General features: G+C 36.1%; 28 protein-coding genes, 2 tRNA genes and 1 pseudogene. 5 read left to right on the top strand and 26 right to left on the bottom strand.

Features of this window, described 5'->3' with window-relative positions; genetic code table 11:
* Positions 1 to 26 precede the first annotated feature (26 nt).
* Positions 27 to 614, bottom strand: a complete 588-nt coding sequence (gene sodC / locus CKV78_RS00570) for a superoxide dismutase family protein (RefSeq protein ID WP_005765223.1) — start codon at positions 612 to 614, stop codon at positions 27 to 29.
* A 46-nt stretch (positions 615 to 660) separates the two neighbouring features.
* A complete protein-coding gene (gene uvrA / locus CKV78_RS00565) occupies positions 661 to 3,492 on the bottom strand; it encodes an excinuclease ABC subunit UvrA (RefSeq protein ID WP_005765221.1) in 2,832 nt (943 codons plus the stop codon).
* A 168-nt stretch (positions 3,493 to 3,660) separates the two neighbouring features.
* Between uvrA and CKV78_RS00560 the strand changes: the two genes are divergently transcribed.
* Positions 3,661 to 4,176, top strand: a complete 516-nt coding sequence (locus tag CKV78_RS00560) for a single-stranded DNA-binding protein (RefSeq protein ID WP_005765219.1) — start codon at positions 3,661 to 3,663, stop codon at positions 4,174 to 4,176.
* 630 nt (positions 4,177 to 4,806) lie between these two features.
* Here the strand turns inward: CKV78_RS00560 and CKV78_RS00555 are convergent.
* The 10 genes from CKV78_RS00555 to CKV78_RS00510 form a co-directional block, all read right to left on the bottom strand.
* A complete protein-coding gene (locus CKV78_RS00555) occupies positions 4,807 to 5,439 on the bottom strand; it encodes a hypothetical protein (protein ID WP_005765218.1) in 633 nt (210 codons plus the stop codon).
* 9 nt (positions 5,440 to 5,448) lie between these two features.
* A complete protein-coding gene (locus CKV78_RS00550; protein ID WP_155811621.1) occupies positions 5,449 to 5,937 on the bottom strand; it encodes a hypothetical protein in 489 nt (162 codons plus the stop codon).
* 114 nt (positions 5,938 to 6,051) lie between these two features.
* On the bottom strand, positions 6,052 to 6,279 hold the full coding sequence (locus tag CKV78_RS00545; RefSeq protein ID WP_005765214.1) for a hypothetical protein: 228 nt from the start codon (positions 6,277 to 6,279) through the stop codon (positions 6,052 to 6,054).
* A gap of 137 nt (positions 6,280 to 6,416) precedes the next feature.
* Positions 6,417 to 6,992 carry a hypothetical protein gene (locus CKV78_RS00540; RefSeq protein ID WP_005765212.1) on the bottom strand — a complete coding sequence of 192 codons (576 nt, stop codon included), beginning with the start codon at positions 6,990 to 6,992 and terminating at the stop codon, positions 6,417 to 6,419.
* A gap of 13 nt (positions 6,993 to 7,005) precedes the next feature.
* Positions 7,006 to 7,302: a hypothetical protein gene (locus CKV78_RS00535; RefSeq protein WP_005765210.1), complete on the bottom strand. Its 297-nt coding sequence runs from the start codon at positions 7,300 to 7,302 to the stop codon at positions 7,006 to 7,008.
* Between the two features lie 4 nt (positions 7,303 to 7,306).
* Positions 7,307 to 7,735 (bottom strand): RHS repeat-associated core domain-containing protein, encoded by a 429-nt coding sequence (locus CKV78_RS00530; RefSeq protein ID WP_005765208.1) that lies wholly within the window; start codon positions 7,733 to 7,735, stop codon positions 7,307 to 7,309.
* Between the two features lie 235 nt (positions 7,736 to 7,970).
* Positions 7,971 to 8,111, bottom strand: a complete 141-nt coding sequence (locus tag CKV78_RS00525) for an RHS repeat-associated core domain-containing protein (protein ID WP_081442250.1) — start codon at positions 8,109 to 8,111, stop codon at positions 7,971 to 7,973.
* Positions 8,107 to 8,508: an Imm50 family immunity protein gene (locus CKV78_RS00520; RefSeq protein WP_032855676.1), complete on the bottom strand. Its 402-nt coding sequence runs from the start codon at positions 8,506 to 8,508 to the stop codon at positions 8,107 to 8,109. The genes CKV78_RS00525 and CKV78_RS00520 overlap by 5 nt, the downstream gene beginning before the upstream one ends.
* 4 nt (positions 8,509 to 8,512) lie before the next feature.
* Positions 8,513 to 9,169, bottom strand: coding sequence for an HNH/endonuclease VII fold putative polymorphic toxin (locus CKV78_RS10665; protein ID WP_005765202.1), 657 nt, complete (start codon positions 9,167 to 9,169; stop codon positions 8,513 to 8,515).
* Complete coding sequence (locus tag CKV78_RS00510; protein ID WP_005765199.1) at positions 9,150 to 9,368, bottom strand: hypothetical protein; 219 nt, start codon at positions 9,366 to 9,368, stop codon at positions 9,150 to 9,152. Before CKV78_RS00510 ends, CKV78_RS10665 begins: the two co-directional genes overlap by 20 nt.
* A 138-nt stretch (positions 9,369 to 9,506) precedes the next feature.
* Between CKV78_RS00510 and CKV78_RS10710 the strand changes: the two are divergent.
* Positions 9,507 to 9,641 (top strand): annotated as a pseudogene (locus CKV78_RS10710) (type VI secretion system tube protein Hcp); the annotation flags it as partial.
* 197 nt (positions 9,642 to 9,838) lie between these two features.
* Here the strand turns inward: CKV78_RS10710 and CKV78_RS00500 are convergent.
* The 9 genes from CKV78_RS00500 to folD all read right to left on the bottom strand — a co-directional run bounded on the left by CKV78_RS00500 (position 9,839) and on the right by folD (position 17,053).
* On the bottom strand, positions 9,839 to 10,435 hold the full coding sequence (locus CKV78_RS00500; protein ID WP_005765197.1) for a tetratricopeptide repeat protein: 597 nt from the start codon (positions 10,433 to 10,435) through the stop codon (positions 9,839 to 9,841).
* A 14-nt stretch (positions 10,436 to 10,449) separates the two neighbouring features.
* On the bottom strand, positions 10,450 to 10,899 hold the full coding sequence (locus CKV78_RS00495) for a hypothetical protein (RefSeq protein WP_005765194.1): 450 nt from the start codon (positions 10,897 to 10,899) through the stop codon (positions 10,450 to 10,452).
* 20 nt (positions 10,900 to 10,919) lie between these two features.
* A complete protein-coding gene (locus tag CKV78_RS00490; RefSeq protein WP_005765192.1) occupies positions 10,920 to 11,693 on the bottom strand; it encodes a hypothetical protein in 774 nt (257 codons plus the stop codon).
* Between the two features lie 154 nt (positions 11,694 to 11,847).
* On the bottom strand, positions 11,848 to 12,444 hold the full coding sequence (locus CKV78_RS00485; protein WP_005765190.1) for a hypothetical protein: 597 nt from the start codon (positions 12,442 to 12,444) through the stop codon (positions 11,848 to 11,850).
* Between the two features lie 82 nt (positions 12,445 to 12,526).
* On the bottom strand, positions 12,527 to 13,039 hold the full coding sequence (locus tag CKV78_RS00480) for a hypothetical protein (RefSeq protein ID WP_005765188.1): 513 nt from the start codon (positions 13,037 to 13,039) through the stop codon (positions 12,527 to 12,529).
* A 31-nt stretch (positions 13,040 to 13,070) separates the two neighbouring features.
* Entirely contained in the window at positions 13,071 to 13,745 is a 675-nt protein-coding gene (locus tag CKV78_RS00475) for a hypothetical protein (RefSeq protein ID WP_005765187.1), read from the bottom strand.
* A gap of 38 nt (positions 13,746 to 13,783) precedes the next feature.
* Positions 13,784 to 14,788 (bottom strand): DUF4332 domain-containing protein, encoded by a 1,005-nt coding sequence (locus CKV78_RS00470; protein ID WP_032855675.1) that lies wholly within the window; start codon positions 14,786 to 14,788, stop codon positions 13,784 to 13,786.
* 152 nt (positions 14,789 to 14,940) lie between these two features.
* The gene (locus CKV78_RS00465) at positions 14,941 to 16,074 is read right to left on the bottom strand and encodes a patatin-like phospholipase family protein (protein WP_005765183.1); all 1,134 of its coding nucleotides are present in this window, start codon (positions 16,072 to 16,074) and stop codon (positions 14,941 to 14,943) included.
* Positions 16,075 to 16,204: 130 nt separating this feature from the next.
* Entirely contained in the window at positions 16,205 to 17,053 is an 849-nt protein-coding gene (gene folD, locus CKV78_RS00460; RefSeq protein ID WP_005765179.1) for a bifunctional methylenetetrahydrofolate dehydrogenase/methenyltetrahydrofolate cyclohydrolase FolD, read from the bottom strand.
* Positions 17,054 to 17,211: 158 nt separating this feature from the next.
* Here folD and CKV78_RS00455 point away from each other — a divergent pair.
* The 3 genes from CKV78_RS00455 (at position 17,212) to CKV78_RS00445 (ending at position 18,139) form a co-directional block, all read left to right on the top strand.
* Positions 17,212 to 17,288, top strand: a tRNA-Pro gene (locus CKV78_RS00455).
* 32 nt (positions 17,289 to 17,320) lie between these two features.
* Positions 17,321 to 17,397: transfer RNA gene (locus CKV78_RS00450), tRNA-Arg, on the top strand.
* A 319-nt stretch (positions 17,398 to 17,716) separates the two neighbouring features.
* Entirely contained in the window at positions 17,717 to 18,139 is a 423-nt protein-coding gene (locus CKV78_RS00445) for a DUF417 family protein (RefSeq protein WP_005765177.1), read from the top strand.
* 83 nt (positions 18,140 to 18,222) lie between these two features.
* Here the strand turns inward: CKV78_RS00445 and CKV78_RS00440 are convergent, their stop codons facing one another.
* The 5 genes from CKV78_RS00440 to CKV78_RS00420 form a co-directional block, all read right to left on the bottom strand.
* Entirely contained in the window at positions 18,223 to 21,276 is a 3,054-nt protein-coding gene (locus CKV78_RS00440; RefSeq protein ID WP_005765175.1) for an autotransporter domain-containing protein, read from the bottom strand.
* Positions 21,277 to 21,529: 253 nt separating this feature from the next.
* A complete protein-coding gene (gene lipA / locus CKV78_RS00435; RefSeq protein ID WP_005765173.1) occupies positions 21,530 to 22,492 on the bottom strand; it encodes a lipoyl synthase in 963 nt (320 codons plus the stop codon).
* Between the two features lie 67 nt (positions 22,493 to 22,559).
* Positions 22,560 to 23,216, bottom strand: a complete 657-nt coding sequence (gene lipB, locus CKV78_RS00430) for a lipoyl(octanoyl) transferase LipB (RefSeq protein WP_005765171.1) — start codon at positions 23,214 to 23,216, stop codon at positions 22,560 to 22,562.
* Positions 23,217 to 23,221: 5 nt separating this feature from the next.
* Entirely contained in the window at positions 23,222 to 23,518 is a 297-nt protein-coding gene (gene ybeD, locus CKV78_RS00425) for a DUF493 family protein YbeD (RefSeq protein WP_005765170.1), read from the bottom strand.
* Positions 23,519 to 23,626: 108 nt separating this feature from the next.
* Complete coding sequence (locus CKV78_RS00420) at positions 23,627 to 24,814, bottom strand: serine hydrolase (RefSeq protein WP_005765168.1); 1,188 nt, start codon at positions 24,812 to 24,814, stop codon at positions 23,627 to 23,629.
* Positions 24,815 to 24,822: the final 8 nt, after the last annotated feature.

Raw genomic sequence — 24,822 nt, 5'->3', positions numbered from 1 at the left:
ACTACGCTTTTTTATTATCGATGTAATTATTTAATCACACCACAAGCCATACGTGGGCCGCCACCGCCTAATGGCGCTGGATGATCTGAGTGGTTATCGCCACCTTCGTGGATCATTAATGAACGACCTTTAACATCGTCTAAATGTTTTAAGCGTGGAGCTAAAACAGGGTTAGTTGATGTGCCATCTGCGTTTACAGTTAACGCTGGTAAGTCACCTAAGTGAGCTTCGTCAGACCAAGGGTAGCCGTGTTTGCCCGCTTTTTTAGGATCCCAATGACCGCCAGCTGCTAAACCTGCAACTAATTTGCCGTCTTTTTCTTTTGCATCACAGCTTGGGTTTTGGTGAATGTGGAAACCATGTAACCCTGTTGCCAACCCTTTTAATTCTGGCGTAAACACTAAACCATACGGAGACTCAGTGATAATCACTTTACCCGCATCTTGGTTTCCTTTTACTGGGTCTAATAATTCCACCTTAACTTCAATTTTTTCACCAGCGTGTGAATGTGCATGCTTATGATCATGCCCTTCATGAGAATGCGCAATTGCTGACATTGACATTCCCATACCAATACCACAAGACAGCAATGCTGCTAATAGAGTTTTTTTCATTGAATTCTCCTCGTTTTGTTAAAATAATGGCTGTTCTTAAAAGCAATTAACCTTTGGCTAAAATGCCTTTTAAGAATCTTGCCGTATGTGAACCTTTGACTTCGGCAACTTGTTCTGGCGTACCAGTTGCAATAATTTGTCCACCGCCATTGCCGCCCTCCGGTCCTAAATCAATAATCCAGTCAGCAGTTTTAATTACATCTAAGTTGTGTTCAATCACAACAATAGTGTTACCTTGATCACGCAAACGATGTAACACCGTCAACAATTGTTTAATATCGGCAAAGTGTAGCCCTGTTGTTGGTTCATCTAGCACATACAAGGTTTTTCCTGTATCACGCTTAGATAATTCAGTGGCTAACTTCACACGTTGCGCTTCACCACCTGATAAGGTAGTAGAAGACTGACCTAAACGAATATAAGACAAGCCTACATCCATTAAAGTTTGCAATTTACGAGCAATTTGTGGGATTGCGTCGAAAAACTCTCGCGCTTCCTCCACCGTCATTTCTAACACTTGATGAATTGTCTTACCTTTATAACGAATTTCCAAAGTCTCACGATTATAACGCTTACCCTTACAATGCTCACAAGGCACATACACATCTGGCAAGAAATGCATTTCAACTTTAATTACACCATCCCCTTGGCACGCTTCACAGCGTCCACCACGAACGTTAAAACTAAAGCGACCAGGATTATAGCCTCTCGCTCTCGCCTCCGGTACACCTGAGAATAACTCACGAATTGGTGTGAATAAGCCAGTATAAGTTGCAGGATTTGAACGTGGTGTTCGCCCAATTGGACTTTGGTCAATATCAATTACCTTATCGAAAAACTCCAATCCTGAAATAGATTTATAAGGTGAATATTGCTTATTCTCAGCACGGTTTAGTGCATTTTGTGCTAATGGGAATAAGGTATCATTAATTAATGTTGATTTCCCAGAACCCGATACTCCCGTCACACAAGTAAACAATCCAACTGGGATTTCGAGATTTACAGATTTTAAATTGTTCCCCGTTGCGCCATTCAATTTAAGCACTTTTTGCTTATCAAGTGCGGTGCGTTTTTTCGGAATTTCAATTTTCTCAACGCCAGATAGAAATTTACCTGTAATTGAGTTTTCATTCGCCATAATCTCTTTTGCTGTGCCTTCTGCCACCACTTGACCACCATGAACACCTGCGCCCGGTCCAATATCAATAATGTAGTCTGCCGCCATAATAGCATCTTCATCGTGCTCAACTACAATAACAGTATTTCCTAAATTACGCAGATGAACTAACGTATTGAGCAATCGCTCATTATCACGTTGGTGTAAACCTATAGACGGTTCATCTAGCACATACATTACACCAACTAATCCTGCACCGATTTGACTTGCTAAACGAATACGCTGCGCTTCCCCACCCGACAAAGTTTCAGCAGATCGTGAAAGGGATAGATAATCCAAGCCAACATTGACTAAAAACTGTAAACGTTCTTTAATTTCTTTTAAAATCTTATCAGCAATTTGCGCACGCTGACCACTTAACTCTAACTCATTAAAGAAACTAAGTGTTTCACCAATACTCTTTTCTGCTACATCTGGCAAATTGGTTGCACCAATATACACATTGCGAGCTTCTGCTCGTAAGCGAGAGCCACCACAGTCATTACAAGGGCAAGTACTGATATTTTTCGCCAATTCCTCACGCACTGACATTGACTCGGTTTCTTTATAACGACGAGCCATATTATTCAAAATACCTTCAAAAGTATGATGACGAACAACAACATCGCCACGATCATTCATATATTGGAATTCGATTTCTTCTTTACCCGAACCATTTAAAATAATTTGCTGAATTTTCTTCGGTAAGTCTTCAAAAGGCTGCTCAATATCAAAATTATAATGTTTTGCAAGAGATGTGAGCATTTGATAATAATAAAAATTACGTCGATCCCACCCTTTCACGGCACCACTGGCAAGTGAAATACTTGGATTTTGAACAATGCGTTTTTCATCAAAATATTGCTGAACACCCAAACCATCACAAGTTGGACAGGCTCCCGCAGGGTTATTAAAAGAAAAAAGACGAGGCTCTAGCTCTGGCACGGAATAACCACAATGTGGACAAGCAAAGTTGGCAGAAAACACAAATTCTTCCGCTTTAGGATCGTCCATTGAAGCAACGACTGCTGTGCCACCGGATAACTCCAATGCAGTTTCAAAAGACTCCGCCAATCTTGTGGCTAAATCTGACCGCACTTTAAAGCGATCCACCACCACTTCAATAGTATGTTTTTTATGTAACTCTAATTTTGGCGCATCGGATAAATCACAAATCTCACCATCAATACGTGCACGAATATAGCCTTGAGCAACAATTTGCTCTAATAATTTAACGTGTTCACCTTTACGATCTTTGACAACCGGTGCAAGCAACATCATTTTGCTTTCTTCAGGTAAACTCAACACTTTATCGACCATTTGACTGATGGTTTGTGCGGCAAGTGGAACATCGTGCGTAGGACAACGAGGCTCACCTACACGCGCAAAAAGAAGACGTAAATAATCGTGAATTTCTGTGACTGTCCCCACCGTAGAACGTGGGTTATGTGAAGTGGATTTTTGTTCAATGGAAATCGCAGGCGACAACCCTTCGATATGATCAACATCTGGCTTTTCCATTAAAGACAAAAATTGACGAGCATAGGCAGACAAAGATTCAACATAGCGGCGTTGCCCTTCCGCATAAAGCGTATCAAATGCTAAAGAGGATTTTCCCGAACCAGACAACCCTGTAATTACGATTAATTTATCGCGCGGAATCGTTAAATTGATATTTTTTAGATTATGGGTCCGCGCCCCACGTACTTCAATTTTGTCCATAAATACAAAAAGCCATTAAAAAGTGTTCAAATTGCGATCATTATCGCACATTCTGAAATAACTGTGCAAATATCCAGTTAAGATCCATTTTTATCATAGATTTTTTTTCGATTTTGAGGCAAAATAACAAGAATTTTCACCCTATTTAAAAGAGAAAAAGAGGATTATATGGCTGGAGTAAATAAAGTAATTATCGTGGGAAATTTAGGTAACGATCCTGAAATCCGCACAATGCCAAACGGCGAAGCAGTCGCAAATATCAGCGTTGCAACCAGTGAAAGCTGGATCGACAAAAACACTAACGAACGCCGTGAAGTAACAGAATGGCACCGCATCGTATTCTACCGCCGTCAAGCAGAAGTTGCAGGCGAATATTTACGTAAAGGCTCAAAAGTGTATGTGGAAGGTCGTTTAAGAACTCGTAAATGGCAAGATCAAAATGGTCAAGAGCGCTACACTACCGAGATTCAAGGTGATGTATTACAAATGCTAGACAGCCGCAACGAACGTCAACAAGCGGGTGGTTATGCACCACAAGCATCGACATCACAATACGGTTCATCTTATTCTGCACCGAGCAGCAATTTCGGTTCACAACCAACACCTCGCCCAGCAGCAAAACCAGCCCCACAAAACGAACCACCTGTGGATATGGGATTTGAGGAAGATAATATTCCGTTTTAATTTGCAGATACATAAATTCTGTAAAATGAGCCATAAAAAGAGAAGCCTTATAAATAGGTTTTTTCTTTTTTATATTTATTTTTTCGCAAACGAATTTATTATCTAATGCTTATATATTCTTTATAAAACTAAACAAATGTGTAGGTGAGTTTGGGGAAAGTTTTCAGGAGTAGACAAGCGATAGTCCTTCATGAAACCAGTTTCAAATGATGAAAAATCGAAGATAAACCCACCCAGCAACCCTATCGGGTCATGGTTGAACCTTTAGGTAACATAAATTGCTGATTTATTGTACTAATTTGAAGGGATGGCGTACAGTTTTAAGGTGGACTTAGTTCAGTTCAGTCTGAAAAAGTGCGGTGGGTTTTGGGGGACTTTTGAAGAATAAAACAAGCGACAGGCTCTCGTGAAACCTGTTGCAAATACTGAAAAATCCAAGAGAACACCACCGCTCGTTGTTGGGATTGAAAAGAGATTCATCCACTCGTTGCAGATGAGTAGTGTTAATGAGGCTTTTCCAATTTGAGTCAACTATTTCTTAATTTAATAGCTAACTCTCTCACATCTTTCCACGAAAGAGAGTTTTTATTTTTTTAGTTATAGAGTTTACTTTACAATGACAAATATTATTTAACTCATCTGCTTTAAAAAGTTTTGGTTAAACTCAATATTTCCAAAATTGCTATCTGCTGCTAACACCCACAAATCTACACCGTCAATTTTTTTGATATTATTTTTTATCAAAATAAAAACAATAAATAAGAAAGGATAAGAATAATTAACTGGATGTTTAACTACATTATAAATCGCATTTTCTTTATATAATAGAATATCCATTATCCGCTCAACATAAATGGTCATTATTTTGTCATAAACATAATCTACAACGGCTGGCACTTCATCCAACGTATCGGGCAAACGCACCGTACCATAGTCATCACCTGAAAAGTTATTTTCGTCTGATTTATTTACTGTTAATAAACTGTATGCAAAAGATTTTGCTCCAATAGGCGAGCTCCTTGTTTTATAATTCACTTCATGCATTTCTAAAAAATTCGTGAATTCAGGTAAATCAACAGATACATGAAGAATATAACCTTTACCACTCACAGAATATTGGAGATATAGTTCCCCACGACCATTTGCAGATTTATCAATGGTAATTTTATTCTTTTTGACTTTGATATGCTTATCCTTAGCAAAACGTGCTTTAAATTTATCACGTAAACTATCTTCAAATACTTTCTTAGTTTCTTTTGACATAACGTTTCCTTATTCATATTTTAAAACATGGAAAACTGCTTCATAAATCTTGCTCTTTTCCGCATCAGGAGAAATACCTGATATTTTATCCTGATTACCAGTGGCTATTTCAAATCTAGATACCTTACCTTTTGATGTATCTATAACACCGTTATTATTTGACGGATTTCCAATATCGTAAACGCCACTACTTGATTGATTTGGTGTTAATCTACTATTACCGTGTTTAGATTCAAAAACATGTAAACGTCCATCACTATCTCTCGCCACAAAATCTGCCCTAATCCGACTTCCATTCACACGCATCGTCACCTCTTCACCAACAATCTCAAAATCATTTTTGCCTAAATCGCGTATAGATTTTTGGCGACCCAATTCTCCACTATCATGACAAGCTGCTAACCCCAACGGATCAATCCACCCCGTTGGGTCAAACACATAACCATAAGGGTTAAACCCACCCAGCAACCCTAAATGCTGAAAAATCCAAGAAAACACCACCGCTTGTTGTGGGAATTGAAAAGGAATTTAGCCACTCTTTGCGGAGGAATCCTATAATGAGAATTTTCTACCTATTGTAAGCGAGTGGCTTTAGGAAAAAAGCCCAAAATATCATTTGAATGGGAAAAGAGAATCTATACCGTTCTCTCTGATAAAATCACGAAGATAACGAATATTAAATTCAAGTTTTTCTATAATATCACTATGTGGCATAGTCACTGTATCTAAAAACATATATAACCGAAAAAGGTCTCCTAATAAAATAATTCTATTTTCTATTTCATCAATCTTATTTTTGGAGTCATTAACCTTTCTTTCTCGAGATTCTAATTGAACCATTCAAATAATTAAACCTCCACTTAACCTCCAATCAATAGTTTTTCTAAAATTTTGCGAAATCATTATGCAAATTCCTTTATATTGTCATTTATTAATAGACTTTAACTGTGAAATATATTTCTCTTATTTATATAAAACTAATTAAATATGAACTCTATTAAATTTTCTTTAATATCACAACAAAAACATCTATTAATAATTAAATAGACATCATCAACAAACTCATTTTTCAACTTCAAATTTTGTTCTCTTACTTCATATTTAAACTTTAATGCTTGTAGATTTGTTAACTCAATATAAAAAGATAGGAAATCAAATAAACTATTACTTAACTTCATCACTTCGCTACTTCCAGACATTAAGCTATACACAGGACAATCCTGATCTCGCACATCACAAAAAATAACTTCATCTAACATATTGTGTGCAAAAATCATGTAATCTTTTTGGTTAAAAAGTTGATTATCATCTAAAGCCCAAGTTTCTGGTTCTGTTGCTTCTGATAGATATGGTAAAAAAACTAAATTAAAGAAACGATTACCAAAATAACATTCTCCCTCAAAAGAAAGGTGCTGATAATACTCCAACAATTGTCCTGATAATTTTTCATCTCTCTCAAGCAATTTTTCTTCAGAAAAATGCAGTTCACCATCCATCTTTTTGCTTAAATAAAAATGCTTAACGAAGTCTTGCAAAAGACTATTCACATTCATAAAGTATATCTCCTTAACCTGTACATTTACTTTGTATTTGATTTAATCTCTGTTTTAATGTTTCCTCACGATCTATCAAACGACCTGTAGTTGGATTGCTGTAGTTACCTCTATGCCCTTGATATGAATATTGATGAGCATCGCCATTAGGATGATTACGATTTTCCAAGAAAACAATATTTCTAGGATCCCCCTGCCATTTAGCACCTAAAGGACCATTTCTTACACTAGTAATATGATGTCCAGTATATCCTTCTTTACTCATAACAGATAATAATTCAGAATCAGGAGTACTTGTTATTAAAGCCATTTCTTCAGGAGTCCCAAGGTCTTGTTCCTCTTCCTGTTTGCTGTATCAACTGTTTCTCTTGAGACCAGGCTAAATTAATAGCATCCTCTCTACTTCCTGCAGTAGCAGTTAGAACATCTCGAGGTTTATACCTTACAACATCACTTTCAAGAGAAGGTGCATCAAATGGAGGAATTTTAGGTTTAAGTCCCAACACATCCACCCAGCCCGTTGGGTCAAACACATAACCATAAGGGTTAAACCCACCCTGCAACCCTATCAGGTCATGGCTGAGATATTGCCCCGTCTCAGGACTGTAATAACGGAAGCGCTTGTAATGCAGCTCACTTTCTTCATCATAATACTGACCCGCAAAACGGTGATGACAACCTAAAGCCTGACTGTCATTCGCCGCCGAGTAGCGACGCCCATCAATCGTCGCCTCGCCCCACAAGCTGAGTTGATTATTCGCATTCCAGCGGAAGTAGGTGGTCTGTTTGCGAAAGTCATCTCGGATTTCGGTTTTTCGGTTAATCTGCCAGCGTTGTCGTAGCGGTAATGGTTGTCGTTAAGACGGTTGAGTTGATGCCCTTGTTGGTAAATGACTACAAGGGGTCACTTTATTCTAAAAAAGTGCAAAATTTAGAGAAAGTGACCGCTTTCTGTGAAGAAAAAGAGTGAGCCACTTGTTATAAACGAGCGGCATCGGGGGGATATGAATAAGGCTGTTCCCGACCACTCAACCCAATCGGATCACTCGAAATATAATTCCCGCTCTCTGGGTCATAATACCGAAAGCAGTTATAGGCTAAGCCACTTTCTTCATCAATTTATACTTTCTTCAATATTAATGAAATTTGGAGTTATATTATCAATGAAATAAAAATCAGATTCACATATTATGTTTACATCATCCCCTGCGAAGTTCATTTTTACGATATTGTTATCAACACTAATGTTTAGTTTTCCTATTTTGTTAAACAAATTCTTTCCATGTACGTTAAAATAGTTCACATCCGAAAAGCTTAATTGCATACTTATCGCATTAAAATCGTTATCATTCCACTTTTTAGGGAATTCTTGTGGGATATTTAAAATATGGAAAAATATTGTTAATGTATAGTCATAGAATAAAATTTTGTGTAAGTAGATTTCATTTACATCAATATTTCCATTAAACATATAAATTATTTTTTCTTTACCTATTGCTTTTTCAAACCATTTCATATTTCTACCCTCCATAATTATAATGTTCTGAAATTCCAGGAAAACTTTTATTCCTATATCCGTTACCTGTAGCTGGATCGTATTGTCTTGGATTAAAGTGGGGTCCTTGATTTCCTAAAGTTCCCTTTGGTCCGTAAACATGACCAAGAGAATGTTCCTGAAACACAACTTTCTCTCCGCTTGGGGTTGTGTAGTGATATTCTCTAGTCATTATTGGACGATTATTTTGATCTAAAATTTTCTTTCCTGATCTATCTGTTAGGGGAACATGGTTAGTTACTTTATCTGGTTGTTGCGACATTGGAATTCCCGCATCTCGTTTAGCCGCTCTTAATGCTTCTCTTCTGGAGCGAAAATTTTTATTACACCCCGCCAACCCCAACGGGTCCACCCACCCCGTTGGGTCAAACACATAACCATAAGGGTTAAACCCACCCAGCAACCCTATCGGGTCATGGCTGAGATATTGCCCTGTCTCCGGGCTGTAATAGCGGAAACGGTTGTAATGCAGCTCACTTTCTTCATCATAATACTGCCCCGCAAAACGGTGATGACAACCTAAAGCCTGACTGTCATTCGCCGCCGGGTGACGATGCCCATCAATCGTCGCCTCGCCCCACAAGCTCAGTTTTTGGCGATAATCAAATATACCCCGTTTCACTCATCAACTCCGTGATTGTACCCACTTGGTCAGTCACTGTATAGTGTAATTGCCCTTTTTCATAACGAGCCGTTGGGCTCACCTCATCTTCTTGATATAGCCAGTAAATCGCCGCCTGCCACTCAACCCGCTCCGTTGGTGTGGATTGAGCTAACACCAGATTGCCCTGCCCCCCTCTTTCCATTGGGGCTTCAGCCACCAGTTGGTCTCGATGGTAGAGGTTGGATAGCTGTGGCGCCCACTAGTTCTATTACTTTATAATACATTAGCATCAGACGAAATCTTGCCCAAAATAGAATTAAAATGGTACAGAATTTCTGTATAAGGTAAACAAGAGCATTACTTCACAACAACCTTAGAAGATGCAACCATTGTTTCTATTGATTTAGTCATGTCACACTGCCAAGATCCAAATAAAAAAGAATTTACTCAGTTATTAGAGCTTTCATTAGCATATCGTAAAATCAACTAGGGACATGGTATCCTAGGCACTTCTGGATCAGATGACTAAAGAGCGCCTTGAAAAGCTTAAATTCTCCATAATAAAATTTATCTGCATTTTAAATATAAGTTGATATGTTTTATATTTAAGGTACAGTTATTTTTTTATTTAATAATGATGAAACTATGAATTATTAATCAACATTCATAAATTCAATACAATATTAATTAATCAGAATACAAACTTAGTAATTTATTCTCATCGAGAGCTGATAAATTATATTTTTTATTATTTTTATAATGTTCAATACGTAAAGAAAGCGCCTCTGCAAGTCCTTCAATGTTACCAACTCTTTCAAATATATTTATAGACCGATTTAACACATCCAAAGCTTTTACTGACTTTTTAGCAGTATAAATCTTATATAAAACTAGGCTAGCCCTAGCTCTAACCAATTCAGTTCTTACATTTAAAATTAAATCTTTAATTATATTTTCAGCTTCGTCTATTTTATTTTCACAAAACAAAATTTGTGCCTTGAAGATTTGACAATGTTGATATTCATCAATGCATTTTTCAGTCTGAAAAATTTTTTCTGCTTCTGATAACATATCTAGAGCTTGTGAATAATCTTGTAATAAATAATATGTACTAGCGAGGTTTATACGTGTTTCTGCTCGATGAATACCTAAATTAAGTTGATCTTCAATTACAAGGCTATTACGAAAATATTTGACAGCCTGCTCATAATTTCCTGCATAAACAGATAAAATGGCATCTTTATTATGTTGCTTAAGTAAGGTAACGATTGTTTCTTCATGCATAATACCCCCTCAAATTATTCTGCAATATGTTTAGCTAACATAGCCATTTCTTGTTTAACAACCTCTTGCCGTTTACTAGAAAGATAAGGATAAATTAATTGGAAAAGATGATATGCTTCTACATATTTCCCAACGCGTTCAAACTCAATACCTTGTTTGAGTAAAGTAAGAGAAACTGATTTAATTAGTTCATCTGCTTGCTTGATTTGTTCCATGTCGACGCTGAAATTACGAGCATTAATCGCACAAATTAACGCATCATTCATACGTTTTTGCAGAACCATCAAATTAGTCAAGCAAATATATGCCATTCGTTTAGATTCTTGATACTGAACTAGGTCACTCAAAGTAATAACCTCGTTATAAATACATTCTGCTGCCTCATACTTTTCTTGTTCAATCAACACATAAGCCATGTTAAACATTTCTTTATATTTAGCCACGATAATATCTGACCATTCCATAATTTCCTCGCTATTTTCCGTTAAAGTGTCATATCCATTCTCATTAAATCTCGCATATCTGATGAGCTGTCATTCATTGATAAGCGTAATTTCAGTGGTGATAAATGTAATTGTCTGGCAACTCTGCCTGTTATGGAAATTTTCTTTGTTTGAGCATTGCTCTGTCCTTTAATTACTTTTGTTGTAGGCTGAGCGTAGGTTACTTTAAGATTTTTTGTATTCTGTGGGTCAGGTTTGCTTGATTTGTGTTGCTTCGTTGTACTAAATGCACTGGATTTTGATTGTGTGGTTAAACGAAGAGCACCTAATTTTTTGGCATTCTTTGAGGCAAAAGTGCGGTCCGCTTTTGTAAAATTTTTGGGAACATTGTCAGATGATATTGCCAATAGTGAGTTTTTTTTCTCAAAGGGAAGCTTAACTGATGATGTTTTCGTGCATTCCTCCAACGCTAAAGACGCTAACTTTGTTTTCTTTATGTATTTACCATTAGATTTTTTATGCTTGTGCGTTGTTCTCATGTAAGCAGAAAACTCTGCTTTCGCAGCAATGACTGGTTCAACCTCCACCACCTTTTCTTCAATAGGCATTTCCATTGTCATCAAATCTATTGAACAATTGTCGGGTGCATTTTCATCAGGTTGTACTATTTTAGTAGGAAAAATGGAAGGTTCTGGCAAAATGAGAGTTTCAACTGTTTCAGAAATACTTACAGTTTCCTCATCATCGTATTCTTCTGAAAAAATATCCATTTCTAGCAATAATGATTGCTTAATAGGTAATGATGAATCAGCCATCTATCCCCCCTAATATCTGAATAAGAGATTAAGGGGAGAATTTAATGCTATGTATCTCCCCTTCCCATCTAGGCAGTTATCAAATCAAAGTTGTAGTACACAAATTTAAAAAAAGCACCACACTTTATTAAGTTCACTGCCTAATTACCCTTTACTAGGCTGGCTGAGTACTTTTTTCCAAATCATCAAGGTCTTTTTGTAGCTCAGCTTCAATTTCCATTGCTTTCAAATCAATAAAGCGTTGGATAATCGTATTTGGTGGTACAGGGACAAGTCTTGTTCGCAAAGTACTTTCACCTTCTTGATGGTATGAATACTTATTCGTATATTTGGCATCCATTGGCGTAGTATAAAGCACTCGACGCGTTCGGATATATCTTCCTCCTTTTATTGGACGATAAAGCACTGACGGAGCCCATAATAAAGAAGTTTTTTTACCTTCCTCCACCGTTTCTTTTTCTTCTGACATCGAAATAGCCATCTTCACCTCAATAATCGTTTCAGCAAATTGATAAAAAGTTGGCTGAAAACCTGCACCGATCATTGATGTACTAATTTCATTTTTTATACCCTCATCCCCCTTGAATGTTGGGGTTGGAATAGTTACAGTATTTTTTTCCCCCATCATTTTCAAGATTTCAATGGATTCTAAATCCATTTTATATTGGGCTTCTGCAATCGCTGAGCCTAAATGAAGCACTAGCTCAGGAAACGGCACATTGAGTAGTTCTTTTCCTACACTACGAGTCATTCTGTTGCCTCCTTAAAAATTATATAAATGGCAAATATAATTGGTATTCTGATAGCTTACCTAAGCTGCCAAATCCATATTATTAGTTAGCCACTGCCTTATTTTTAGCATCAATTTCATCTTTCAATGCTTTCTGTTGATTTTCTGCATAAGCTTCAAGATAACTTGCCAAAAATGCATTCGGTGGTAATGGCGTAATTTTTGTTCTAAGCAAACTAGAACCTTCGACTGAATAAGAATATTTACTAGAGTAGGATGCATTAACAGAGGCTGAAAAACAACCAAACCCAACCTTTGCTTTAGCAGAAATACCGACCTCACGAGATTCAGCCATAGTAATCGCAATTTTTACTTCAATAATAGAATCAGTGAACTGATAGAAAGTAGGTTGAAAACCTGCGCCTAATAAGGTCACTTTTACATCTCCATTACCAGATATTTTTGGTAATACAATTTCTTCCTTACCCATTTTTTTTGCGATTTCAACACTGGTTACATCCATCTTGTATTGACCATCTGCAATCGCAGTGGCAAGTTGAAGAACCATATCACCGAATGGAACGTTCAAAAGTTCTTGTCCGATATTTTTTGCCATATTGTCCTCCTTATAGGAACGAGATGCCTAGTTAATTAGGAATTGCCTGAATAGAGATTTTGATGCTGCTCAAGCTCTCTTCCGTAGTTTCTGTCACATTAGGAGCAGTAAAACGAAGAGAGTTCTTATCATCACCATATACTCTGACTTTTAAATCGACATCCATGTTATTGATAACATATTTAGCATATTGGTTATCAGAAGCCGTACTTTCATTGAACGTGCTTATAACTTGACTGAGATAATCAGATACATCTTTAGTGCTGTATGATGTTTTTACTTTTTCTTTTAAACCCTTTAGCTCTGACTCAACTTGGTGATAATGTTCCAATTGGTTTTTAAACGCAGCTAATTGTTGCTGGCTTTCGAAACGCTCCACTTCTAACTCAGCACGTATCTGCGCCACTATTTTCTCTCTATCAACAAGTTGCGCCTTTATGTTTACAAGGTCTTTTTCTCGCTCAAGTAGTTTGGATTCAGCCCTCTGAAGTAAATTGGTCTTATCTAGCAAGGCTTTTTCTATCTCTACTAAATGTTTCTCTTTATCTACTAATGCAACATTAGCCTGATTTAACGCCTCGACTTTTAGCTCATAGTCATCCTCTTTTTTTGATAACGCAGCCAAGACCTCCAGCTGATTGGCAGTCAACTTTGATCCGACTTCATCTCGAATAATGCTGGCATAACTTCTTTTTATTTTTGTCATATTCGACTCCTTAATCTGATAAGCCTTACTCTAAACAGCTAAGCCTTAACCTCAATAACTGGCTTTGGCGCACCAATTGTGATGACACTATTGGCGGCTGGGGACTGCAAAATATGTTGAATCGTTTTATCTCCCCATTCAATAGCATCGGCTGGTAACAATCGATAATCAGTAATTCCATTCTCTTCGAGTATTGCAATCACCTCTTGCACGCTTTTACACGCAGAGAGATCTGGCATATAAACACGTTCAAGCATACGATCTGTCATTGGAATGGGTAAAAAACGTAATCGTACACTGCTAGACTCTCGTCTTTCAGACTTAAAATAATTATTATAAGTAGCGTTAGATGGTACAGCTTTAATTGAACGACCTAGCACCTTACCCGAGCTATTTTTCTCTTCTGTCACCATATAATCCATTTTTAAAGTGAATTCTGCTTCAGGCATTGTGTACCACGTCGCTTGTAACCCCATAGAATATAAACGGTCATCAGCTAAGATTTTATTTTGTGTTTCAATCGCACTTTCATCTAAAGCTCTCTGTGCTTGAGCAATACCTTTACCTAGCTCAGCTATAATGTCTGATAAATTAGCATACATACTTGGTGCTTTGGTTTTCTCTGCGATCAATTCTTCATGAATACCAATGTCATCAAACTCAGTTGCTTTCTTCACTTTACCAACCTGCAATTTTTCAATCACAGCTTCTGTTATATAATTCATCGCATTTTGATCTTTTAGTTTTTCCAAGATCACTTTGGGATTGCTAGCTTTAAATTGAGATGTGCTGTATACCCCTGCATTCATCAAATCAAATGCATTTTCTGGGGACATTTTTTCTATTCTCAATAATTCGGTCTGTACAGCCCAATTCGCAATATTGGCAAGAGGAATCCCCGTCTTCTGAGCTAGTTGACGTCTGGCTTCTGAAGTTCTAGTGGCATCAGAAAATTGTTTGACTGTCGAAATATTCCCCTTTTCTTTTAATATTGCTTTCAAAGGGCTATCAATACCTATAATACTTATCAGCTTACTTGTCATATGATTCTCCTTATTAGAGGTAAAGAGATAATAGTCATGTTTCATTTGTATTGGAGTCAGAAATAAACGGCATTAATGAGGGCAATACACAGAATTGCTCATTCCCTGATGTGATAAATTTGAATTGCTAGCGTCTTGCTAACAATAATTGACTAAAAAAGTTCTTTTTCGGTTTGGTCCGCAATAAAGAAATAATATTTCTTGCAGACGTTATAACCGTGTTGATAAAGACGATCGAATTCTTGTTGAGAGAGTTGTTGTAAACTGGTTGAAAAATGCATAGCAAATTCGTCTATGCCATTAGATTCTGGGATTTTGGTTTTAATTGGTAAATAAACCCCCTTACCTTTATGTTTACGTAAATAAGATACCAAACTACGCACACGTAAAGAACGGTTTTGATTGTAGATAATATCAATAATATGAAGAAAGCGTGTAGCAAGTTTATATAAGCTTGGTACGTGTTCATCTAAAGGTGAACTAGCATCCGAGGCAATCAAAATAGTATCTTCACTTAATTTTTCTTTTTTCTCTTGTTTGGCAATATCAAAGAAAGGCTCTAAACCAAGGTTGTCATATACGCCACCATCATATAAATGCAATGTTTTATGTTTTTGATGGCAATGAACGGCTTTTTCTGGTGGCTCATTCCACTTACGTTTGTACCAAATATAATCTTTTGTTTCGATAGAAAGTGGACCTATGCCAACTGGAAATGCTGCTGAAATTGCCATAGCATCACATAACGGAAAAGCATGCTCTATCGTTCTGATATAACCTGAGTCATAATCTCCAAAATCACTTTTTTTAAATCGAAAGCGACGACCAGTTTCCCCCACAGTGCCATTGATACTCCATTCTGGATAATCGGGTAATTCTGTAAGGTTAGCACTTATCTTCCATTCTGATTTTATCGCTTTGGATAGCACATGTGCACGAGAAAAAACATATTGTAAATTAACGGGGTTTAGGAACTGTTTTAATGTCCCCCCCATTAAACTACTCTGGCATAAAATCTGCTTAATCTTAGGTCGGACACAAAATAAAAACTGTTCTGAGGTAGGCCATTGCATATTGTTTTGCTGAAAAATTAAACCCGTAATCAGACTACCACCAGATACAGTTGAAATATGTGAGACTTGTTCAAGACGTTTTTGCTCTGCTAAATAAGTTAGAACACCAAGATGAAAGACCATCGCACGAATACCACCACCTGATAATGCAAGTGCAATTTTTGTATTACCTGAAGAGCTGTGTTGAATAGCTTGCATACCTGTTGACTCCATTCAGCTTTCTTAAATTAAATTTAAAACAATATGAGCAATTAATCAACAATAAAATACAATTTAGACATAAAAAAAGTGCGGTTAAATTCCTCAAAAATCAACCGCACTTTTATCTTAATTATTCCATTTATTATAGGTGGTTTTCATAGGCAGATAAGGTATTAGACATTAGCATTGCCACAGTCATTGGACCCACGCCACCCGGCACTGGTGTAATATGACTTGCTTTCTCTAAGGCAACATCATATTCCACATCACCGACTAATTTCCCATCAAGACGATTAATCCCAACATCAATCACAACTGCTCCTTCTTTAATCCATTCCCCTGGAATAAATTGCGGTTTACCCACTGCGACGACTAAAATATCTGCTTGGCGGATATGATATTCAAGATCTTTAGTAAAGCGGTGAGTAACTGTCACAGTACAGCCAGCCAATAACAACTCAAGTGCCATTGGTCGACCAACAATATTCGAAGCACCAACAATAACAGCATGTTGACCATATAAATCAATGCCTGTTGTTTCTAACAATTTCATTACACCATAAGGGGTACAAGCTCGTAATGTTGGAATACGTTGACATAAACGCCCTACATTATATGGATGGAAACCATCAACATCTTTATTCGGTGCAATACGTTCAATCACTTTTGTGCTATCAATGTGTTTAGGCAAAGGCAATTGCACTAAAATACCATCTATTCCATTATCCACATTTAATTCATCAATGAGCGAAAGTAATTCAGCTTCGCTTGTTGTTTCAGGTAAATCATAAGATTTAGACTGAATGCCTATTTCTATACAACTTTTACGTTTACTTGCAACATAAACTTGTGATGCAGGATCTTCCCCAACCAAAATTACAGCTAAACCAGGAGAACGTTTCCCTTGCTGTTGATATTTTTCAATTTTTTGTGCAACTTCAGATTTAATTTTTTTTGATAATTCAGTACCTGAAATAACTTGTGCAGTCATTGATCTGTCCTTTATTTTAGTGAAAGTAATCGTTTGCTATTTTGTCAGAAAATACCATCTAATGTAAGCAAAATTGAAATAATTTTGAACGATTGAATGAAAAATAGAAAAAAATAATTGACTGTAATTAAAAGAAAACTATAATGCTACACATTGTTCGGCGAGTAGCGCAGCTTGGTAGCGCAACTGGTTTGGGACCAGTGGGTCGTAGGTTCAAATCCTATCTCGCCGACCACTTACTTTTTAATCTTAATATCCATTTGAAATGCGCCCTTAGCTCAGCTGGATAGAGCAACGGCCTTCTAAGCCGTAGGTCATTGGTTCGAATCCAATAGGGCGTGCCATTAATTACCCCTGTTTATCAATACGTTACAAGCCACTCAATGATCCTTAGGTTTTGATTTTTCGCTTCATGCGCCGTAAATGTACCATAAAATTCTACTTTGTTTGCGTACTCAAACAAATGATCAGCTTTCAAGTGGACATATTTTTTTATTAATAAAAATAGTACTTTATTTAGCTTCTACCAATTGCTAGTTGAATAATAAATAGTCCATCTAATCCCGCATATTCATCCCTATATTCTTCATATTTGTGTAAGAACTTAACTTATCCCTCGTCTAATATGATTTAATTGATCACAAATTAAGTTAGGAAAATGATATGAAAAAATGGATTCTCTCCTTTCAAAAATCAGATGTTGATATACTCATATTACGAATTAGTGTAATTATTTTATTTTTTATTTTCAGTAATATTAAATGGTTTGATTTTGAAGTTGAAGCATTAAAACCTATTATTTCAAATAGCTGGCTGAGTTTTCTATATAGTTTATTGGGATTTCATTACACAAGTTATTTATTAGGTATTGTTGAAAGTATTGCTTATATAGGATTATTTCTTGGTATCCGACAACCCAAATATGGATTAATTGGTAGCCTGCTTATTTTATTAACAGCATTAGTGACAGTTAGCCTACTTCCCCAGTTGGGTTTCGATGGTTTTATTTTTAAAGATATTTTATTAATTGGAATAGCATTAGTATTGTTTAAATATGATCTCAATCGTGCTTATCCAACAAATTGAAAATTAATAGAGATAAAAAATGGAAAGTAAATAGCACTTTCCATTCTTTATTTTTAGCTGCCTTATTTTTTTATATTAACAAACTAGAATCGATAACTTGCCCCCAAATTAAAGACGTCATTATCTTTCTTACCATTTCTAATCGATAGGTTATAACCCATTTGCAAGCTAAATTCTTCAAAGAACGAATAAGATGCACCAAATCCAAGCCACGTAATGTGTTTATCTTGCTCTACACCATTAATATAAATAATATCGTCAAAACCTGTGAATTTTGCCTCAAAACCGAAATTATTACGTTTTGGTGTATAAGCATGACTTAAGTTTGAATTTAAGGTTAATTTATCAAATTGAATTTCAGATCTCATCCCTGTAATAAAGGAATTCATACTATATTTCTTAGATTTTGCATCAATCCCGAATATTGTATTTTCTTTGAAATTACCACGATGAATATGTGTATGTGAATTTGCAATAAATGGATTAATTATCACTTTATTAAATTTAATATTTTTACCTAATTCAACGTAAATATTATAGATATTACTGCGGAATTTGGAGGTTGTATACTTATCAAAAATCACACGATTCACATTGCTTCTTGCATGATTAAATCCCACCATTGTTGATAAATATGCTTTATCGAAATCATAAGAACCATAAACAAATGCACCTAAACTTTTCGTTTTACTTTTGCCCGCTTCACGATTAAAGTCTGCATTTCCAAAACTCTGATTTAATGCAATGCCTAATGATAATTTATCAGAAACCTTGCTATCAATACCAGCTTGCGAGCCAGTCATTTTCATTTTAGCACTTGCATAGCCATTTTGTTTGATATTGCTATTTACATAAATGCCATCTACCCAAAATCCGCCTTTTGTCCCATTATTTACAGACATCATACGTTCACTAAGCAATTTATTTGCAACTAAGTTTTGATTTACAACCGCACTTTGGCTTGAAGCATAAAGCTCACCTGAAAGCGAGTCAATCACAACAGATAATCTAGTCGGATCTACTTTGAATAAACGTGCTGCTTGTGGTGCTAAAGGATGAGATTGATTATTTGATAGCGTATTAAATACTCTATCAATGTTCTCTGCTGTATTCATAGCACTTTTTGGTGTGTATTTTGCCTCTTTAAGGACATAAGTTGTTAAGTTTCTCTTATACTCAACATTAATATCTTTACCGTCAACAACATAGAAACCAGAAATATCAATATATCCATTGATATTGTCAGATTTCACATAAGTAACTTTTTCATGGTTTGTTATTGATTCAGCTGTAATGATTTTTCTCTTTTGTGTTTCTGTCTTAGGGATTCCATTTACGCCAAGCTTATTAATGTCAGCAACAATTTTGCTGTTATTACCAAACTTAAGTGTTCCTGTCACTTCTAGATTCGATTTATCAATATCGATAACAATATTAGATTTATCATCCCCTTCGTAGTTACCATTAATTTTTAGACCAAGTCCATAAACACTTAATGTGCCTTCATTTTTAACTTTGTACAGAGAAGATTGTTTGTCATTACCGAATTCAACTCTTGAACTAATTTTATGTTTTTCAGTATCAAACTCTGCTAAAAGGTTACCATTTTTAGTAATAATTACATCAGAAGAGGTTAGTGAATGCCCAATGGCTAAAATTCCACCATCTACGATAGTTTTACCTGAGTATGAATTTTTACCATTCAGATATAAGACCCCTGTACCTTGTTTTAAGATACCTGCATCACCCTTAATATCATTGCTCCAAGTAAGTTTATTTTTATCTTTGTAATTCCTAAAATTAAAATTTACAACTAATAAGTCTTTATTACTATTCGATCCAGAAACTCCCTGAGTTTTCTCAAAATAGTTAGCTCTATCAGTTGTTTTTGCATCTTTATTTGTCAATAATCTTTTATCAAAAAGTGCCGGCCCTTTTAAAGCCCGCCTTTCATTTAATAATCCCCAACCGAAATAAGCATCAGGAGCTGTTGTAGGTATTCCACATCCTTGAAGATTACTCGTTTCACATACTCCATCTTGCCCTTTTAAAAAGGTAGCTGGTTTATCCGCTGTTGATAATAGAGTCACTACAACCAAATGGTTATCCATCCAAGGGAAGTTAGTCCACACATTAGCTGCTGCTGCACTAATCCGAGGGGCAGCAAATGATGTACCTGTTGTATACACATAGCTATATTCATCTTTGCCTTGATGTTTTAATACTAAACGATACGTACCTTGTGCAGCTAGCCCCCAAGTTTTTGCACTTTCTCCAATATAATTAGATGCACTATTATTTGTATATATTTTCCGTCGATTTGTATTTGCATAGCCTTGGCTATAATCAGCTTCTGCAGCACTAATCCAGCCATTTCTAAGGTTATCATCATCTTTAGGTGCCAAAGATTGAGGTGTACCATGCCACTTACCTTCATTTCCAGCAGACCAAATGAAAATACTATCCTCTTTTGCATATTTAGCTATATTAGCTTTCACCGGAAAAGTGTATTCATAATCAAATGCGCTAGATCCAAATGAGTTATTGAAAATTCTAACGCCTTCCTTATGTGCACGGTCATAATCTGTAGCGATTACTCTAAACTCTCTGTTTTTATTATGATATGCATTATAAGCATAAAAATCTGCTGTTTTATTGTATCTATTTAGCACACCAACAACCATTGTGCCATGCGATAGAAAATTGGGTTGTAATTCTGCACTCTGCTCGTGTTCTATCAATCTTAATTTCCCTGACCGATCTTTAAAAGTATCACTCAGATAAAATTCTGTATCGATAAGACCTATATTTTTCACTAATTTTTCATCATTAATATATTCCATATCTTTATTGATAGAAAAAATTTTTAATGAAGGATTTATGTTATAAATGTCGCTACTAATAGGACTACTAACGGTATTAAAAGAATGTAAAGGCAAACTGCTTGGATAGTTATCTAAAGAAGAATATGACAAATTCGAGGTTAATGAAACTGCTGAATTATCTCCTCCTTCACTATTACTACCGTAGCTGTAATCTTGTGAGTTTGGCGTAGAACCTCCTCCCCCACCACCGCCACAAGAGGTGAGAAGAATGGATAAAGTAGGTATAATAACTCGTTGATATTTCTTTTTCATGCTGTCCACTCTTACAAAGATATACAATAAATTTAACTTTCTTTACAATTCTAAAGTATAAAGAGTAGTTCATCAATTATTTATGAAAAAAACATCAATAACTGACTAATTTTCAAACAGAAAAGAGGTGAGGGATATCTGATGATAAAGAACATATGAAATAATTATTTATAAACTTATTTATTCAATTTAAATGAAAAAGGTGAAAAGAGTATTACCCTTTCCACCTTTTTCATTTAAGCATTTTTAAATATTATTTAACTATTTCACCTTTTGCTTGCAAATCCGCATGATAGGAAGAACGGACAAAAGGTCCACAAGCAGCATGTTCAAAGCCCATTGCTTGAGCTTTCTCACGAAAATCTTCAAACTCTGTAGGTGGGACATAACGAGCGACGGGTAAATGATGGCGACTTGGTTGTAAATATTGTCCTAAAGTCAGCATTGTTACACCGTGATCACGTAAATCTTGCATTACCTGCAAAATCTCTTCATTAGTTTCACCTAATCCTACCATTAAACCTGATTTAGTTGGGATATGAGGGAACATTGCTTTAAAATCTTTCAATAATTTTAATGACCATTCATAATCTGCACCAGGGCGAATCTCACGATATAAACGAGGTACATTCTCTAAATTATGATTAAATACGTCAGGTGGATTATCTTTTAGTTTATCCAAAGCTTGTTCTATTCGACCACGAAAATCAGGCACTAAAATTTCAATTTTAATTTCTGGATTAAGTTTACGAATTTCTTTGACACATTCAGCAAAATGTCCTGCACCACGATCGGGTAAGTCATCTCGGTCAACAGAAGTAATTACCACATAGCGCAGCTTCATATCTTGGATAGTTTCAGCTAATTTACGAGGTTCTTCAGGATCTGGCGGTAAGGGCTTACCATGTGCAACGTCACAGAATGGGCAACGACGAGTACAAATCGCCCCTAAAATCATAAATGTTGCAGTACCGTGGTTAAAACATTCATGTAAGTTTGGACAAGAAGCTTCTTCACAAACAGAGTGTAATCCGTGACGACGCATACCATTTTTGATACTATCAATTTTTGCTGAATTCGCCGGCAACTTGATTTTCATCCATTCAGGTTTTTTGAGTAATTCCTGATTAGGATCAATATTTTTTACTGGGATAATGGATGTCTTCGCAGCATCGCGGTATTTCACACCACGCTCCATTTTAAAAGGTGTACCCATTTTTCTTCCTTAAATTCTAATGACTACCTCGAAAAGTGCGGTTAGTTTTCAACAATTTCCGGGAATGTTAAAAATTTGTTGCATTATATCCTAATAATTGGGCAAAGTGTGTAACTAATTTGGGTGCAACTTTTTCACAAGTGGCTTCTTCAGGATGAATAAAATCAACCAATTGACACATTTCTAATCCTACATATCCACAAGGGTTAATGAAATAGAAAGGAGATAAATCCATATTAATATTTAATGCGAGCCCATGAAATGAACAACCTTTGCGAATTCTTAAACCTAAAGAACAGATTTTCTTTTCATCAATATAAACACCTGGTGCATCTGGCTTTGGATAAGCCTTGATACCATAATCCGCTAATGTCTTAACTACTGCCTGTTCAAGTCCAGTCACTAAATCACGCACATTCAAATTATTACCAAGGGATTTCTGACGTTTAATATCAATCAGAACATACATCACCTGCTGACCTAATCCATGATAGGTAATTTGCCCACCACGATCAGATTGTACAACCGGAATTGCGGTTTGTTGTAATAAATGTTCGGCTTTCCCCGCTTGACCTTGTGTAAATACTGATGGATGTTGGACAAGCCAAATTTCATCAGGTGTTTCAGCATGACGTTCATCAGTAAAAGTTTTCATGTTATGCCAAACAGTCTGGTAATCTTGTATACCAAGCTGACGCACGATAAGGCTTATCGGATTTTTCATTTTTGTTATAACACCATTCTCACGCCATCAATTTTTGCTAGTTCTACATAAAGCACTTCAATTTGTTCAATATGCTCTGCAATAATATCAATAGATACAGAATTGTAAGTTCCCTTGCTACTTAACTGCTGACGAGGATTATAATCACCTTTTGCGTGCTTCTGAACGACGACGACTACATCATCAATCAAATCAAGACGGTTTGTCCCAACCACTTTAAAAGTAAATGAGCAAGGAAACTCTAAAAGATCTTTCAACTTTGCTTGTGGTACTTCATTTAGTTTTATCATTTTATCTGTCATTGTTTCTTCCTAAAATTAAGTAAAGATGAACCGCACTTTTACTTGCGTGGAAAAGTGCGGTCATAAAATAAGAAATTTTGTGGTTTTGTATATAAGGTTAATTTGTAATTAATCAAGTAGGCTCTTTACAGTTAACACTAGCCAATCCCATGCTTTACCTAAAATACCACCCTCTTGCACTTCCTGCATCACTTGCAAATCCACCTTTGCAATATCTTTTCCATCTAATTGGTAAACAACTTTACCTACTACTTGACCTTTTGCTAAAGGTGCTTGCAAATATTTTGTATCCAACTCATAACGAGCTTTCAAATCAGTATTACGCCCTTTAGGCACCGTAATAAAGCTATCTTCTAATACACCTAAAGCAACATCACTAATATCACCATAGTATACAGACTGTTCAGAAATCGCTTTTCCTGCTTCAAGAGTTTTAAAAGTTTCGAAGTTCGCAAATCCCCACTGTAACAGTTTTTTACTTTCGACCTCACGACCTTTGATTGTTGGTACCCCCATCACCACTGAAATCAAACGCATATTGTTTGAATTAGTCGCAGATGAAACCAAGTTATAACCTGCTTTATCAGTATGCCCAGTTTTAATACCATCAACTTGAATAGTTTTATCCCATAACAAACCATTGCGGTTATTTTGTTTAATTTTATTGAAAGTAAAATCTTTTTCAGCATAGATTTTATATTCTTCTGGTAAATCACGAATGAGGTGTGCACCAATAATCGCCATATCGCGTGAAGATGAATATTGGTTGTCATCATCTAAACCGTGCACGCTTGTGAAATGCGTGTTTTTCAAACCAAATTGCTGCACATATTTGTTCATAGCCTCCACAAAAGCAGGTACAGATCCTGACACATGTTCTGCAATAGCAACGGAAGCATCATTACCAGACACAATGATCACACCGCGATTTAAGTCAGATACAGAGACTTGTTGGTTCAAATTTAGGAACATTTTTGATGAGCCGGGGAAATTTTTCCCCCACGCACTTTCACCAATTGTGACCATATCATTATTGTTGATTTTGCCTTGTTTTAAAGCATCACCCACTACATAACTAGTCATCATTTTAGTCAGTGATGCTGGATATTGGCGTTGATCTGGATTCAATGATGCAAGCACTGCGCCCGAATTATAATCCATTAAAATATAGGTTTGTGCATTTAATTGTGGTGCGGTAATGCCATAATCCACATCTTGTGCAAACGCATTTATAGGTAATGCAAATGCACCTGCTAATAAAGCGATTTGCGTATTTTGTACAATTTTTCTGAACATCATTGCTA

This window comes from Pasteurella dagmatis, from assembly GCF_900186835.1.
Taxonomy (GTDB): Bacteria; Pseudomonadota; Gammaproteobacteria; order Enterobacterales; family Pasteurellaceae; genus Pasteurella; species Pasteurella dagmatis.
The sequence above is the reverse complement of the archived record's forward strand: the minus strand, read 5'-3'. Positions and strand labels throughout refer to the sequence as shown.